Raw genomic sequence first — 13,718 nt, 5'->3', positions numbered from 1 at the left:
TCGGGTGCAGACTTTAAGAGGTCGGTCTGTTGTCGAGGGCGTGGGTCGGCAATGTTTCAAGTCGATGAAAAACCCAGGGATGTAAAAATCTGGGCTTCCGAGTTGCTGTCGCATTTGATGATCCGCGCAAGGGCGGACGCATGGCTTTACTTTGCCGTTGCATTCTATTTCCTTGGCTCTGTCCTGTTGATCACCGCCACCGGTCACGCCGAGGTGATGTCCTTCTCACTCTACTTCGACCAGTGGACCTTCCTGTTTCTCATCTTCATGCCGCTGACGGCAGTCGTCGTCGATTATGCATGGGTCATCTTTCGTTTTGAGGGGAAGCGGGCGCTGGTCGCGCGCAAGACGTTTTCGCCACAGCGCCTGGCGCATCTGTTTTCCGGTATGGCTCTGCTGATGGCGCTGATGATCTTTCAGGGAACGTTCACGTCGATCAAGAACCTGCTGCCAATTCTTCGTGGCGGCTTCGTCTATGACCATATGCTCGCCAATGCCGACGCTTTGCTGTCCTTCGGTTCGGATCCTTCGAAGATTCTTCAATCGATCGGAGTGGTCGGGATCATGGACTGGAACTACAGCATCCTCTGGTTCATCCTCTGCTTCGGAACGCTTTTCTTCGTGGCGACATCGCCTCGCGCGGCCTCGATCCGCGTCCGATACATCAGCATGTTCATGTTCGTCTGGGTCTTCTGCGGCAACATCCTGGCAGGTTTCTTCATGTCGGCCGGGCCGGCATTTTACGGTGCGGCGACCGGCGATCATGAACGCTTCGCCGCACTTCAGGCTTTTCTTTCCTCACCCGATGGCCCTTTGCTGGCCCATAGCTTCCAGACCTATCTCTGGTCTTTGCACCAAGCGGGTACATCCGGCCTTGGCTCGGGAATCTCTGCTTTTCCAAGCGTGCATGTCGGGCTGATTGCCCTGAACGCATTCTTTGCGATCGACTTGTCGCGCAGGTTCGGCGTCTTGGCTTTCTGCTACACAGCCTTTGTGATGCTGAGCTCGGTCTGCCTTGGCTGGCACTATGCCGTCGATGGTTATGCTTCGCTGATTTTGGTTGGGGCTGCCCACTATGGAGTCAAGGCCGTGATGGAACGGCGGCCGACGCTCTCCGGCACTCCCGATAGCGTGATTCTTGCGCCTTGATCTTGATGCCGTCGAACCGTTAATCCCTTACGTTCTCCTCCGCTGCGACTTGCCTCTTTCGGCTGCTGGAATTTCCCGTCTGCCGAGATATATAAATGAGCCAACAGCGACCGAGGATTAGCTCTAGGGGATCGTTATGGAGTGGAAAGGCCGGCGTCAGTCCGACAACATCGAGGATCGCCGGGGCGATCCTTCCATCGGCGGATTGGGCCGAGGGGGAGGCTTCAGTTTTCCATCCGGTGGCGGCATGGGTGGTCGCGGCGGCGGCCTCAGCATCGGCACGATCATTTTCCTCGTGGTGATCTATCTCATCTTCAAGGCGATGGGGATCGATCTGCTTCAGGTGATGGACGGCGGCATGTCGACCGGCGGCTCCGGTTACGAGCAAAGCGATTCCGGCAGCAGTCGCCAGCCGGCCAACGACGACATGACCGCGTTCGTCCGGACGGTGCTGGCGGAGACGGAAGACACCTGGAACGGCATCTTCCAGTCGATGGGACGGCAGTATGAGGAGCCACGCCTCGTGCTGTTCAACGGCCAGACCCAGTCCGCTTGCGGCTTTGCGTCTGCGGCGACAGGCCCGTTTTATTGCCCGAGCGACCACAAGGTCTATCTCGATACGGCCTTCTTCCAGCAACTCAGCAAACAGTTCGGTGCGTCGGGCGACTTCGCGGAAGCCTATGTCGTTGCCCACGAGGTTGGCCACCACGTCCAGAACCAGCTCGGCATCTTGCCGAAGTTCAATGAAGCGCGTCAGCGCATGAGCGAGGCCGATGCCAACAAGATGTCCGTCAGGGTCGAGCTCCAGGCGGATTGCTTTGCCGGAATCTGGGGCAAGTTCACCGACCAGAAGGGCATACTCGAAGCCGGCGACCTCGAAGAGGCACTCAATGCCGCTCAGCAGATCGGCGACGATACGCTGCAGAAGCGCAGCCAGGGTTACGTCGTCCCGGAGAGCTTCAATCACGGAACCTCGGCACAGCGCGTACGGTGGTTCAAGCGCGGCTTCGACAGCGGCAAGCTTTCGGACTGCGATACGTTCTCCGGTCCCGTCTGAGCGACGATTGGCCTCTGTCTGGGAGGCCGATCGGATTTGCTACTGTTCGCTGGCCTCTGTCTAAGCTGGACGTCGGGATAGCGCGCCCCGCCGGCGGCGTCCTACTCCTGACGATGGAGTGTTTGCGTCGTGGTTCTACCGCGACGCACTTCGTGCGATAATCCGGGTGAATTTGAACCGGCCGTACGGAAAAGCGCACAATGGACGATCTTCCCCTCAATGATCTGGATGCCTTCACCGCCATTGCAAGGGAGCGAAGCTTTCGTTCCGCTGCGCGCAAGCGTGGCGTCTCCGCTTCCTCGCTCAGCGATTCGTTGCGACGCCTTGAGGAGCGCGTCGGCGTTCGTCTGCTGAACCGGACAACCCGTAGCGTGACGCCGACCGAGGCAGGACAGAGGCTGCTCGAACGACTGGCGCCCGCCTTGGGTGAGGTCTCGCAGGCGCTTCAGCAGCTTGAGACGTTCCGTGACAGTCCGAGCGGAACACTTCGCCTGAACGTGCCAATCATTGCCGTGCGACTGTTTCTGCCCGATATCGCCAACCGCTTCCTGAAGCGTTATCCCCAAATCTCGCTCGAGATCGTCGGCGAGGATACGTTCGTCGACGTGCTTGCGGCGGGCTACGATGCCGGTATCCGCTACGACGAGCGGCTGGAGCAGGACATGATCGCGGTGCCGATCGGGCCGCGCCGGCAACGGTACATCACCGCCGCATCGCCGGACTATCTGGAAAGGCGTGGCCTGCCTCTTCACCCGCGCGAACTGCTGGAGCACGACTGTATCAGACATCGCTTCCTGAGCAGTGGCGCCCTGGCGTGGGAGTTCGACCGTGGGACGGAAACGCTCACGATCATGCCGAAAGGGCCGATCATTGCCAATGCGATCGACATGGAGGTGTCGGCGGCCGTTGCCGGGCTCGGCGTTATCAGGACCTTCGAGGAGGTCATGCTGCCTGCGATCGAGAGCGGATCGCTGGTGCCCATCCTCGAAGAGTGGGTGACGGAATTCTCCGGGCCGTTTCTCTACTATGCGAGCCGCCGCCACATGCCGGCCGCGCTGCGGGCCTTTGTCGATTTCGTCAGGGAAGACCAGCGCCGGGGAGGCTAGAATCCGCTTTTGTTCCGCTTCTCCATCAAGATAAGTCGTGCGCCTATCAAAACATTTGAAATGTTCACGGATTGTTTCACTAATATGCGTGGGCTATGTAACAAACCCGGCGACGAGATCGTCTTTCCAGAAAACAACCTGCTGTAGAGACGTCTCATGCTCGATCCGAAATTTGTTCGCCGTGGTCTTTTCCTCGTCTTCATGATCCTGTTTCTCGACGTTATCGGGATCGCGATCATCATGCCGGTGCTGCCTGCCTATCTGGAGCAGCTGACCGGTGGTTCGGTGAGCGATGCGGCCCTCGATGGCGGCTGGCTGCTCGTCGTCTATGCCGGGATGCAGTTTCTCTTCGCGCCGTTCCTTGGCAATCTCAGCGACCGCTTCGGGCGTCGGCCGATCCTGCTTCTGTCCGTGCTGACATTTGCGATCGACAACTTCATCTGTGCCGTTGCCACAAGCTTCTGGATGCTCTTCGTCGGGCGCGCGCTTGCCGGTCTCAGCGGCGGCAGCTTTGCGACCTGCTCCGCCTACATCGCCGATATCAGTAACGATGAGAACCGCGCCAAGAATTTCGGATTGATCGGCATCGCCTTCGGCGTCGGCTTCACCGTCGGGCCCGTGATCGGCGGGTTCCTCGGCGAGTTCGGGCCGCGGGTGCCGTTCTTCGGAGCCGCCGCGGTGTCCTTCCTCAATTTCGTTGCCGCCTGTTTCCTGCTGCCGGAAACGCTGGACGCGAAGAACCGCCGGCGGTTCGAATGGAAGCGCGCCAATCCTCTCGGCGCGTTGAGACAGATGCGCCACTATCCCGGCATCGGCTGGGTGTCGGCAGTGATGTTTCTGTTCTGGCTCGCCCATGCGGTCTATCCGGCGGTGTGGTCGTTCGTCTCGACATACCGTTACGGCTGGAGCGAAGGGCAGATCGGCTTCTCGCTGGGGCTCTATGGTATCGGCGCCGCCGTCGTGATGGCTTTGGTCCTGCCGAGGATCGTGCCGATCCTTGGAGAATGGAAGACGGCGATCGTCGGCTTGAGCTTCTCGGTCGTCGGCCTGACGGGTTACGCGTTCGCCTGGGAGGGTTGGGTCGTCTATGCGGTGATCGTGCTGACGGTCATGGAGAACGTCGCGGACCCGCCGCTGCGAAGCATTGCCGCCGGCAAGGTTCCGCCATCGGCGCAGGGCGAGCTGCAGGGCGCGTTGACCAGCCTCAGCAGCATCACGACGATCATCGGGCCGCTGATCTTCACGCAGCTTTTCGGCTACTTCACCAGCCCGGCAGCGCCGGTCACCTTTGCCGGGGCGCCGTATTTGCTGGCGGCGGTGTTTATCCTGATCGCCGCGCTGGTGTTTCTGTTGAAGGTTCGCACGGCGTCGCACAATGAGGCGGCCCGGCAGCCCGCGCAGTGAACCATCAGAATTCATGATGTGATGATGAAATTTTCATCATCTGCCCATTTGGGGTGTCTATTTTGCGGGCTTTCCTTTAATTCATCAGGCTGGTCGCCGCACTTGCGACCGGACCTCAAAATCATAGAGCACAATCATGGATACGCCGATCGACGCAAAAGCGCTCGCGCCGAAAACCGATAACCGTTGGGCCGCGCATATTCGCGCCACCCTCGCGCTCGGGATTCCGTTTATTGGAGCGCAACTGGCACAGCTGGGAATCAACACGACCGACGTCATGATCGTCGGGCGCCTGGGGGCGGAACATCTGGCGGCGATGGTGCTTGCCGGACAGTTTCTCTTCACGATTCTGGTCTTTGGCTCGGGATTCTCCATCGCCGTCATTCCGATGGTCGCGCAGGCTTATGGTCGCGGCGACGTTGTCAGTGTGCGCCGCTCCATGCGGATGGGCCTGTGGGTCGTGTGTGCCTATTGGCTGATCATGCTGCCGGCCTTTTATAATTCGGAGCACATTCTGCTTGCTGCGGGGCAGAAGCCGGATGTTGCCGCTCTGGCGCACGGCTATATCGTCATCGGCCAGTTCGCGGTCCTGCCAGGCTTGCTCTACAACGTCATGCGCGCACTTGTCAGCGCGATCGGAAAGGCCGCCGTCGTCCTCAACGTGACGATCGTCATGCTTGCGCTCAATGCGGTCTTTGCCTATGCGCTCGTTCTTGGCCATTTCGGCTTGCCGGCGATGGGCCTGGAGGGGGCTGCGATCGTCTCCGTGCTGGTGCAGATAGCTGGATTTCTGTTCATCGTGGCTTACGTTCAGAGCCGGCCCGCAACGCGGCGATATGAGATCTTTGTGCGCTTCTGGCGGCCGGACTGGAAAGCGTTCCGGGAAGTGGTTCGCCTGGGTCTGCCAATCAGCGTGACCATCCTTGCCGAGGTGAGCCTGTTTACCGTCGCATCGCTTTTGATGGGCCGCATCGGGACGATCGAGCTTGCCGCGCATGGCATCGCGCTTCAGTGGGCCTCCATCGCCTTCATGATCCCCTTGGCCTTTCGCAGGCGGCAACGGTGCGGGTTGGCATTGCACACGGGCAGGGCGATCATGTCGCTCTCATCCGCGCCGCAATCTCCGTTTTTGTCATCTCCTGCGCCATATCGGCCGTAGGGGGAGCCCTGTTTGCGATAGCACCGGAGTTTTTCGCAAGCTGGTTCCTGGATACGAGTTCGGCGCAGGCGCCACAGGTGCTGGCCTTTGCCGGCCCGCTGATCGTCATTGCCGGACTGTTTCAGCTGGTCGATGGTCTTCAGGCTATCGCAAACGGCTTGCTTCGCGGTCTCAAGGATGCGCGCGTGCCGATGATCCTGGCGCTGATCGCCTATTGGCCGGTCGGCTTCTTCCTCGCGTGGGTGCTGGCGTTCCCGCTCGGCTTCGGCGGCATCGGCATCTGGTTCGGCTTCCTGATCGGGTTGTTCACGGCGTCGATCATGCTGTGCTGGCGTTTCTACGTCCTGATCCGCAGGATGGGTCGATAGTGTCGCCGGACACCGGACAAAGAAAAGCCCGCTCGAAGCGGGCTTTTCAATGGCTGTTCGCCAGGATCAGCGCTCGGCGAGAGCTTCTTCGCCCTTCTTCTCGCGCACCAGATTGATGAAGCGGCGGAAGAGGTAGTGGCTGTCCTGCGGGCCGGGGGAAGCTTCCGGGTGGTGCTGAACCGAGAAGATCGCCTTGCCTGATACGCGCAGGCCGCAGTTGGTGCCGTCGAAGAGGGAAACGTGAGTCTCTTCAACGCCCTCAGGCAGAGACTTCGTGTCGACCGCGAAGCCGTGGTTCATCGACACAATCTCGACCTTGCCCGTGGTGTGATCCTTGACCGGATGGTTGGCGCCGTGGTGGCCCTGGTGCATCTTCTCGGTCTTGGCGCCGAGCGCCAGGCCCAGCATCTGGTGGCCGAGGCAGATACCGAAAACCGGAATGTCGGTCTTGATCAGCTTCTGGATAACAGGAACGGCATACTCGCCCGTTGCGGCCGGGTCGCCGGGGCCGTTCGACAGGAAGATGCCGTCGGGTTGCATGGCAAGCACTTCCTCGGCGCTCGTCGTTGCCGGCATGACGGTGACCTTGCAATCAAGGCCGGCAAACAGGCGCAGGATGTTGCGCTTGACGCCGTAGTCGAGGCAGACGACGTGGTACTTGGCGTCTTCGGCCTTCAGTTCGCCGTAACCTTCATTCCAGATCCACGGGGTCTGCGCCCACTGCGACGACTGGCCCGACGAAGCGATCTTGGCGAGGTCGAGGCCTTCGAGGCCGCTCCATGCCTTGGCTTCCGCCTTCAGAGTCTCGACGTCGAAGACGCCGTTCGGATCGTGGGCGATGACGGCGTTCGGCGAACCGTTTTCACGGATCCAGGCGGTCAGCGCGCGCGTGTCGATGCCGCAGAGGCCGATGATGCCGCGAGCCTTGAGCCAGGCATCGAGATGCTTGGCGGCACGATAGTTGGACGGTTCGGTGATGTCGGCCTTGAAGATGACGCCGACCGCGCCGTGGCGTGCTGCCGGCGTCAGGTCTTCGATGTCTTCGTCGTTGGTGCCGATGTTGCCGATGTGTGGGAAGGTGAAGGTGACGATCTGGCCGAGATAGGAAGGGTCCGTCAGGATCTCTTCGTAGCCCGTCAGCGCGGTGTTGAAGACCACTTCGGCCTGGACCTTGCCGGTCGCGCCGATGCCCTTGCCTTCAATGACGGTTCCGTCTGCAAGAACGAGCAGGGCGGTCGGCTTTTCGGTTGTCCAGGGTGCTGTCGCGGTCATCTTCATCCCGTTTCCGGCGGCCACACGTCCTTGGGCAACGTTGGCCGGCCATTTGGTTCGCAAGCATACGCACGCGGCAAGGCGCGCGCTCTCAGGCCTGATCACGAATTTTGGTGCAGGTGGCGGTAAATAGCCACGCTATTGCGCGAGGTCAATCTTTGTACCGCACATTCTGCCGGTTTTCTCGCGGTTTCTGCCGTCGTTTTCCGCAATTTATTTGATCCCATGCATTCGCGTGGTTTATGAAGCGGCATTCAAACAGGAGTGATTATGATGTTGCGCGATCAACTCGCCGCCGCCCTCAAGGATGCCATGAAGTCCAAGAACGCAGAGCGTCTCTCGACGGTTCGCCTGATTCAGGCTGCGATCAAGGACCGGGATATCGCCAATCGCGGCGCCGGCAAGGAAGAGGCCAGTGACGACGAAATCCTGCAGATCCTCGCCAAGATGGTGAAGCAGCGCGACGAATCGGCGAAGATCTACGAAGAGAACGCCCGGCCGGAACTGGCTGCCAAGGAGCGCGGCGAAATTGTCGTGCTGCAAGACTTCCTGCCGAAGCAGCTCTCCGACGCGGAAGTCCGCAGCAACATTGCGGCGATCATCGCCGAGACCGGTGCTGCCGGACCGAAGGACATGGGCAAGGTGATGGCGGTGCTCAAGGAACGCTATGCCGGCCAGATGGATTTCTCCAAGGCCTCGGGCGCCGTCAAGGAACAGCTGATCTGATCAGCGTCGGCTCGCGATCTTGCCGATCGCGGGCCCCAGCACTTCTTCGGCGACACCGTCGACGACGACGAACTTGGCGGCCTGATAGCCCCAGTATTCCAGCACGAACTTGCGCGACAGCCACATGTCGCCTTTGAACGATGCTTCCGTCCAACCAATACTTCCCATCTCGGCTGCCTGCGTGAACAGGCGCTTCAAATGGGTGTTGGAAATCATGAAGCGGTCACGGATCTCCTTGAGGGAGACCTTGCCGAGGTTGACCTGCTCGGTCGACTTGTCGAACTCGGTTATCCGGCTCATGAGATAATCCATGACCAGACCGCCGGAGTTGGCCCAGTTGAACAGGTTGTAGGTCGCGCCCGGATTCCGGACCGCGTCGCTGCCGAGAATGCGCGTGGCGATCAGCGGCTGCATCCGCGAGAAAGCAGCGGGGTCGGCAACGGCGCGATCGTAGCGACCGCCACTGTCGAGGTGATCCAGAATCAAGAGATGCGTCGCCAGCCACTTGAAGAAGTGTTCCTGGGCCGTATCCGTCGGCTCCAGCAGGCGCGTCCGCTTGTCTGCCGTGCCTTCGACGACGCGAAGAAAGCGGTAGGCGATCATTTCCTGGATGAAGGCGGCAGCGGTGTTGCGGCTCGCGATCTTGTTTTCGACGACGAAGGTGATGAAGCGGCCGGAATAGAGGCCGGGCTTCTGTTCTCCGGGAACGCCGAAGTGAAGCGCAAAGCCGGCATGGGCCATGAGCCACCGCTGCTGAGCGGCAAAGATCGAGGCTATGCGCGGGCTCTCGTGATAAATCGCGAGCATTTCCCCCGCACAGTGCAGCATGGCTGCAAAGAAGGCATCGCTTTCTAGAAAATCTTCAACCTTGTGGGGCATCTCTAGCAACCATCGCAATTCTGCCTTCAATGAACATAGGGCTTGCGGCTGTCAATGACCTGCTCAGCAGCGACAAAAATAAAACCTGAGTGAGAAAACAAAGAAGGCAGGAGCTGGGGTGCTCCTGCCTTTTCGCTCTTTGCATCCTGAGGCTACGCAGGGTTTGGGCCCATGCCTAAGGACAGTTGCAAAGGCACCCTAGTGAGGCGGCGCCGGGGGTAGGGATGGTGCCTCACAAGGGGATGGCTTTGTTGAGACCGAAATTATTGCGATGCGAAAAGCAATTCAAATTACAAAAATATAATAATTCCGTCGTTGCCCCGCCTTAATTGCGACTCGGTGTCCGGCGGCGCTTGCTTTCAAGGGGTTTTTCGAGTGCCATGGTGAGCGGAAACGCTCCATAAGTTGCTGTTGTTATTTTGCTTTTCGTCAATTTCTCTGCTGGCAATAAGTTAGTTTTGCCTTATGAAGCCGGGATGGCGACATTACCGGTGCAGTCATTGTCGCACCCCCTGTCGCAGGTCAGGTAACGGTTTCTTGATCGCTTCTGGCCGGCTGTCTACAGGGGCTGTGAATAGCGAACCTTTTGGCCGAAGATCGTGGCATATGCGGGCCAACCTGCTTATATGGACCCATCAAGAGGTTTACATGCGCTTTTCCAATTCCTTTCTCGATGAGATACGCGATCGCGTGCCGATTTCGGACGTGATTGGCCGTCGGGTGAGCTGGGACAAGCGTAAGACCAATGTCCCGCGCGGTGACTATTGGGCGTGCTGCCCGTTTCACGGCGAGAAATCACCGAGTTTTCACTGCGAGGACCGCAAGGGGCGCTACCACTGCTTCGGCTGCGGCGTCACCGGCGACCACTTCCGCTTCCTGACCGAGCTGGAGGGCCTGAGCTTTCCCGAAGCCGTGCAGCAGATCGCCGACATGGCCGGTGTTTCGATGCCGGTCGCCGATCCGGTCATGGAGAGACGCGAGAAGGAGCGTACGTCGCTTCTCGACGTGATGGAGCTTGCGACCAAGTTCTTTCAGGATCAGTTGCAGACGGCGCTTGGCGCTCGGGCACGTGCCTATCTGCGCGATCGTGGACTGACGGGCCGTACGATCGAGACATTCCGGCTCGGATTCGCGCCCGACAGTCGCAATGCATTGAAGGAGTTTCTGGCGGGGCAGGGCGTTGCCAAGGAGCAGATCGAGGCTTGCGGACTGGTCGTACATGGTCCCGACATTCCGGTCTCCTACGATCGGTTCCGTGACCGTATCATGTTCCCGATTCTCTCGTCCCGCGAGAAGGTGATTGCCTTCGGCGGTCGGGCCATGTCTCCGGATGCGCCGGCGAAATACCTCAATTCCAATGAGACCGAGCTCTTTCACAAGGGCAACGTCCTCTACAATTTCGCACGAGCCCGCCGCGCGACGCAGGGTGCCAACGGCGAGGGCACGATCATCGCCGTCGAAGGCTATATCGATGTAATCGCCTTGCATCAGGCTGGCGTCGAGAACGCCGTCGCGCCGCTTGGTACGGCTTTGACCGAGAATCAGCTTGAGCTCCTCTGGAAGATGACGCCGCAGCCGGTTCTCTGCTTCGATGGCGACGGGGCAGGGATTCGTGCCGCCAACCGCGCCGCCGATTTGGCGCTGCCGCACATCAAGCCGGGCCGCACCGTGCGCTTTGCGCTGCTGCCTGACGGCAAGGATCCTGACGATCTGGTGCGTAACGAGGGCCGTGCGCCATTCGACAAGGTGATGAGCCAGGCAAAGCCCTTGGCCGAGATGATCTGGAGCCGCGAGATCAATGCCGGGCAGTTCGAGACCCCGGAGGCCAAGGCCGAGCTTGAAGCGCGCTTGCGGCAACTGGTATCCGTCATTGCCGATGAAAATGTGCGCCGACACTACCAGCAGGACATTCGCGACCGCTTGAACGGCTTCTTCCAGCCGCAGTTTCAGAGCCGTGGCGGCGAGCGGCGCAATTTCGAGCGTGGCTCGGGGCCGTCCCGCGGTCGTGGCAACGATTCACAACGCGGACCGCGGCTTTCGGGAGGCGGCATTTCCGATCGCCTGGCGCGCTCCGGCCTGGTACGTGGTCATCAGGAAACGCCGGCGCTGCGTGAAAGCGTACTGGCGCTGACTGTCATCAACCATCCGGCCCTGATGCAGGACGAGTACGACGAGATCGCCTCGATCGACTACGACAACCGCGAGCTTCAGCGCCTCTGGTCGGTGATGCTTGGTGCCGCGGCGGCCGTTGCCGGCCCGCACCTAACCCGGGAGTATCTGCTGGAACGCATGGAGGAACAGGGCTTCGGCGCGTTGCTGCAGGGGCTTGAGCAGCAGATCCGCAACGCCCGCCTCTGGATCGCCACATCGGAAGCGGCGATGGAAGACGCGCGCGAAGGCTATCGGCAGGCGCTTGCCTTCCACAAGCGCGCCAAGGCGCTGCGCTTCCAGAAGATCGAACTTGAACGCGAGATTGCCGCGGCGACCGAGGCCGGTAATGGCGAGGTGATCGACCTGTTGATGCAGGCATTGCAGGAAGTGCACTTCGAAGGGCTTCGGCTTGAAAATCAGGAAGCGATCATCGACGGCTTCGGGGTGCTTTCCGGTCGCGTCAAGGGAGCGGCGAGCCATTGATGGATTCGACGGATCGGCAATTTTCCGCGGGCGATGCGTTGTTCGGGGCCGAGCGATCGCCGCTTGGCATTCTGAACCGCGTCTATGGCTATCCGGCCTTTCGCGGCAAGCAGCAGCAGGTGGTCGAGCACGTCGTGGCGGGCGGAGATGCCGTCGTGCTTTTTCCGACCGGAGCCGGCAAGTCGCTCTGCTTCCAGATTCCGGCTCTTTGCCGCGATGGGATCGGCATCGTCGTTTCACCGCTGATCGCCCTGATGCGCGATCAGGTGGAGGCAATGAAGCAGCTCGGCATCAGGGCTGCGGCGCTGAACTCCACTCTGTCGCGCGAGGAGTTCATCGAAGTTCGCCGGGCGCTGTCGGCAGGCAAGCTCGATCTCCTCTATGTCACGCCTGAGCGCATTCTTCTCGATGGCTTTCGTGACACGATCGGCAGCGCGAAGATTTCGCTGTTTGCGATCGATGAAGCGCACTGCGTCTCGCAGTGGGGACATGATTTCCGCCCGGAGTACCGTGAACTCGGCAGACTGGCGGAACAGTTCCCCGGCGTGCCGCGCATTGCGCTGACGGCGACCGCCGACGCGCATACACGCGACGATATCGTCGAGCGACTGGCGCTGAACAATGCCAAGGTCTTCACGACCAGCTTTGATCGCCCGAACATTTCCTACGAGATCGTCGAGCGCGATCAGCCACGTCAGCAGTTGCTGCGGTTTCTTTCCGGACACAAGGGCAATAGCGGCATCGTCTATTGCCTGTCGCGTGCCAAGGTCGAGGAAACCGCCGAATGGCTGAACGGGCAGGGCATTCGCGCGCGGGCCTATCACGCCGGCATGGACCGCGGGATGCGCGACGCGAACCAGGATGCCTTCCTCAAGGAAGAAGAGCTCTGCCTTGTCGCCACCGTTGCCTTCGGCATGGGGATTGATAAGCCGAATGTGCGCTATGTCGCGCATCTCGATCTGCCGGGATCGGTCGAGGCCTATTACCAGGAGACCGGTCGCGCCGGGCGTGACGGCCTGCCGTCCGAGGTCTGGATGGCCTACGGCATGGCCGACGTGATCCAGCGCCGCCGGATGATCGACGAGGGTGGTGCGGCCGAGGAAATCAAGCGCGTCGAGCGCTCCAAGCTCAACGCATTGCTGGCAATCTGCGAAACGGCCTCCTGCCGCCGCCAGGCTATCCTTGCGCATTTCGGCGAAGCCCACGGCGGCGGTTGCGGTGGCTGCGATACCTGCCTGAAGCCGGTCGAAACCTGGGACGGCACCGAGGCCGCCATCAAGGCGCTTGCGGCGATCTACCGGACGGGCGAGCGGTTCGGCACCGGGCATGTGGTCGATGTGCTGCTCGGCAATGTCAACGAGAAGACGGAGCGCTTCGGACATACGACGATGCCGGTCTTCGGAGCGGGCAACGATCTGCCGGCGCGAACCTGGCAATCGGTGTTTCGACAATTGCTCGCGATGGGGCTGGTCAGGGTCGATCAGCAGGCGTTCGGAGCACTGAAGCTTGAGCCCGAGGCTCGTGTCGTCTTCAAGCGCGAGCGGTCGGTGTTCTTTCGCAAGGATCGTCCGGTCGCCGAGCGTCGCTCGAAGCGAACGGCGCAGGTCGAGCGCCGCTCTGTGCTGTCGGGGAGCGATGGCGTTCTTTTCGAAGCGCTGCGAGCCGAGCGCACGTCGATCGCCCGCTCTCTTGGCGTACCGCCTTACGTGGTCTTTCCCGATACGACGCTGATCGCCTTTGCGACCGAGCGGCCGCGAACGCACAAGGAAATGCTGGAGATTTCCGGTGTCGGCCAGTCCAAGCTCGAACGGTACGGCGATGCGTTCCTCGAGGTCATCCTGGGGCACGACGACTAGGGATTTGACCCGACGGGCGAGGGATGCCATGGTTTCGGTCAAGAACAGTATAATCATCCTATCTTGCGACTGCCGTCCCGCCTACTGAGATGACCTCCAGCATTGCTG

9 protein-coding genes and 1 pseudogene are annotated in these 13,718 nt (G+C 60.6%); 8 read left to right on the top strand and 2 right to left on the bottom strand.

Annotation, left to right across the window (positions count from 1 at the left end; all coding sequences use genetic code 11):
- Window positions 1-51 precede the first annotated feature (51 nt).
- From FZ934_RS10010 to FZ934_RS09990, 5 genes and pseudogenes are all read left to right on the top strand, one after another.
- On the top strand, window positions 52-1,149 hold the full coding sequence (locus FZ934_RS10010) for a phosphatase PAP2 family protein (RefSeq protein WP_153270949.1): 1,098 nt from the start codon (window positions 52-54) through the stop codon (window positions 1,147-1,149).
- Between the two features lie 136 nt (window positions 1,150-1,285).
- Entirely contained in the window at window positions 1,286-2,206 is a 921-nt protein-coding gene (ypfJ, locus tag FZ934_RS10005) for a KPN_02809 family neutral zinc metallopeptidase (RefSeq protein WP_153270948.1), read from the top strand.
- A gap of 200 nt (window positions 2,207-2,406) precedes the next feature.
- Window positions 2,407-3,312 (top strand): LysR family transcriptional regulator, encoded by a 906-nt coding sequence (locus FZ934_RS10000; protein ID WP_153270947.1) that lies wholly within the window; start codon window positions 2,407-2,409, stop codon window positions 3,310-3,312.
- 156 nt (window positions 3,313-3,468) lie between these two features.
- Window positions 3,469-4,716: a TCR/Tet family MFS transporter gene (locus FZ934_RS09995; protein WP_153270946.1), complete on the top strand. Its 1,248-nt coding sequence runs from the start codon at window positions 3,469-3,471 to the stop codon at window positions 4,714-4,716.
- A 136-nt stretch (window positions 4,717-4,852) separates the two neighbouring features.
- A pseudogene (locus tag FZ934_RS09990) lies at window positions 4,853-6,243 on the top strand (MATE family efflux transporter).
- Between the two features lie 66 nt (window positions 6,244-6,309).
- On the opposite strand, the gene carA reads toward FZ934_RS09990, so the two are convergent.
- Window positions 6,310-7,515: a glutamine-hydrolyzing carbamoyl-phosphate synthase small subunit gene (gene carA / locus FZ934_RS09985; protein ID WP_153270945.1), complete on the bottom strand. Its 1,206-nt coding sequence runs from the start codon at window positions 7,513-7,515 to the stop codon at window positions 6,310-6,312.
- Between the two features lie 273 nt (window positions 7,516-7,788).
- Here carA and FZ934_RS09980 point away from each other — a divergent pair, with 273 nt between their 5' ends.
- Entirely contained in the window at window positions 7,789-8,241 is a 453-nt protein-coding gene (locus FZ934_RS09980; RefSeq protein ID WP_153272414.1) for a GatB/YqeY domain-containing protein, read from the top strand.
- On the opposite strand, the gene FZ934_RS09975 is transcribed toward FZ934_RS09980, so the two are convergent.
- Window positions 8,242-9,120, bottom strand: coding sequence for a hypothetical protein (locus FZ934_RS09975; protein WP_153270944.1), 879 nt, complete (start codon window positions 9,118-9,120; stop codon window positions 8,242-8,244). It abuts the gene before it with no gap.
- Window positions 9,121-9,768: 648 nt separating this feature from the next.
- Here FZ934_RS09975 and dnaG point away from each other — a divergent pair.
- Window positions 9,769-11,754 carry a DNA primase gene (dnaG, locus tag FZ934_RS09970; RefSeq protein ID WP_153270943.1) on the top strand — a complete coding sequence of 662 codons (1,986 nt, stop codon included), beginning with the start codon at window positions 9,769-9,771 and terminating at the stop codon, window positions 11,752-11,754.
- Window positions 11,754-13,610 (top strand): DNA helicase RecQ, encoded by a 1,857-nt coding sequence (gene recQ / locus FZ934_RS09965; RefSeq protein ID WP_153270942.1) that lies wholly within the window; start codon window positions 11,754-11,756, stop codon window positions 13,608-13,610. The genes dnaG and recQ overlap by 1 nt, the downstream gene beginning before the upstream one ends.
- Window positions 13,611-13,718 lie beyond the last annotated feature (108 nt).

This window comes from Rhizobium grahamii (assembly GCF_009498215.1).
Lineage (GTDB): Bacteria > Pseudomonadota > Alphaproteobacteria > Rhizobiales > Rhizobiaceae > Rhizobium > Rhizobium grahamii_A.
This window is presented reverse-complemented; position numbering and strand designations above follow the sequence as displayed.

What these genes read in the sequence shown, in the direction of transcription:
- ypfJ (WP_153270948.1), top strand. Translation starts at nt 1,286, where the DNA reads ATGGAGTGGAAAGGCCGGCGTCAGTCCGACAACATCGAGGATCGCCGG.
- FZ934_RS10010 (WP_153270949.1), top strand. Translation starts at nt 52, where the DNA reads ATGTTTCAAGTCGATGAAAAACCCAGGGATGTAAAAATCTGGGCTTCC.
- FZ934_RS09980 (WP_153272414.1), top strand. Translation starts at nt 7,789, where the DNA reads ATGTTGCGCGATCAACTCGCCGCCGCCCTCAAGGATGCCATGAAGTCC.
- carA (WP_153270945.1), bottom strand. Translation starts at nt 7,515, where the DNA reads ATGACCGCGACAGCACCCTGGACAACCGAAAAGCCGACCGCCCTGCTC.
- recQ (WP_153270942.1), top strand. Translation starts at nt 11,754, where the DNA reads ATGGATTCGACGGATCGGCAATTTTCCGCGGGCGATGCGTTGTTCGGG.
- FZ934_RS09975 (WP_153270944.1), bottom strand. Translation starts at nt 9,120, where the DNA reads ATGCCCCACAAGGTTGAAGATTTTCTAGAAAGCGATGCCTTCTTTGCA.
- dnaG (WP_153270943.1), top strand. Translation starts at nt 9,769, where the DNA reads ATGCGCTTTTCCAATTCCTTTCTCGATGAGATACGCGATCGCGTGCCG.
- FZ934_RS10000 (WP_153270947.1), top strand. Translation starts at nt 2,407, where the DNA reads ATGGACGATCTTCCCCTCAATGATCTGGATGCCTTCACCGCCATTGCA.
- FZ934_RS09995 (WP_153270946.1), top strand. Translation starts at nt 3,469, where the DNA reads ATGCTCGATCCGAAATTTGTTCGCCGTGGTCTTTTCCTCGTCTTCATG.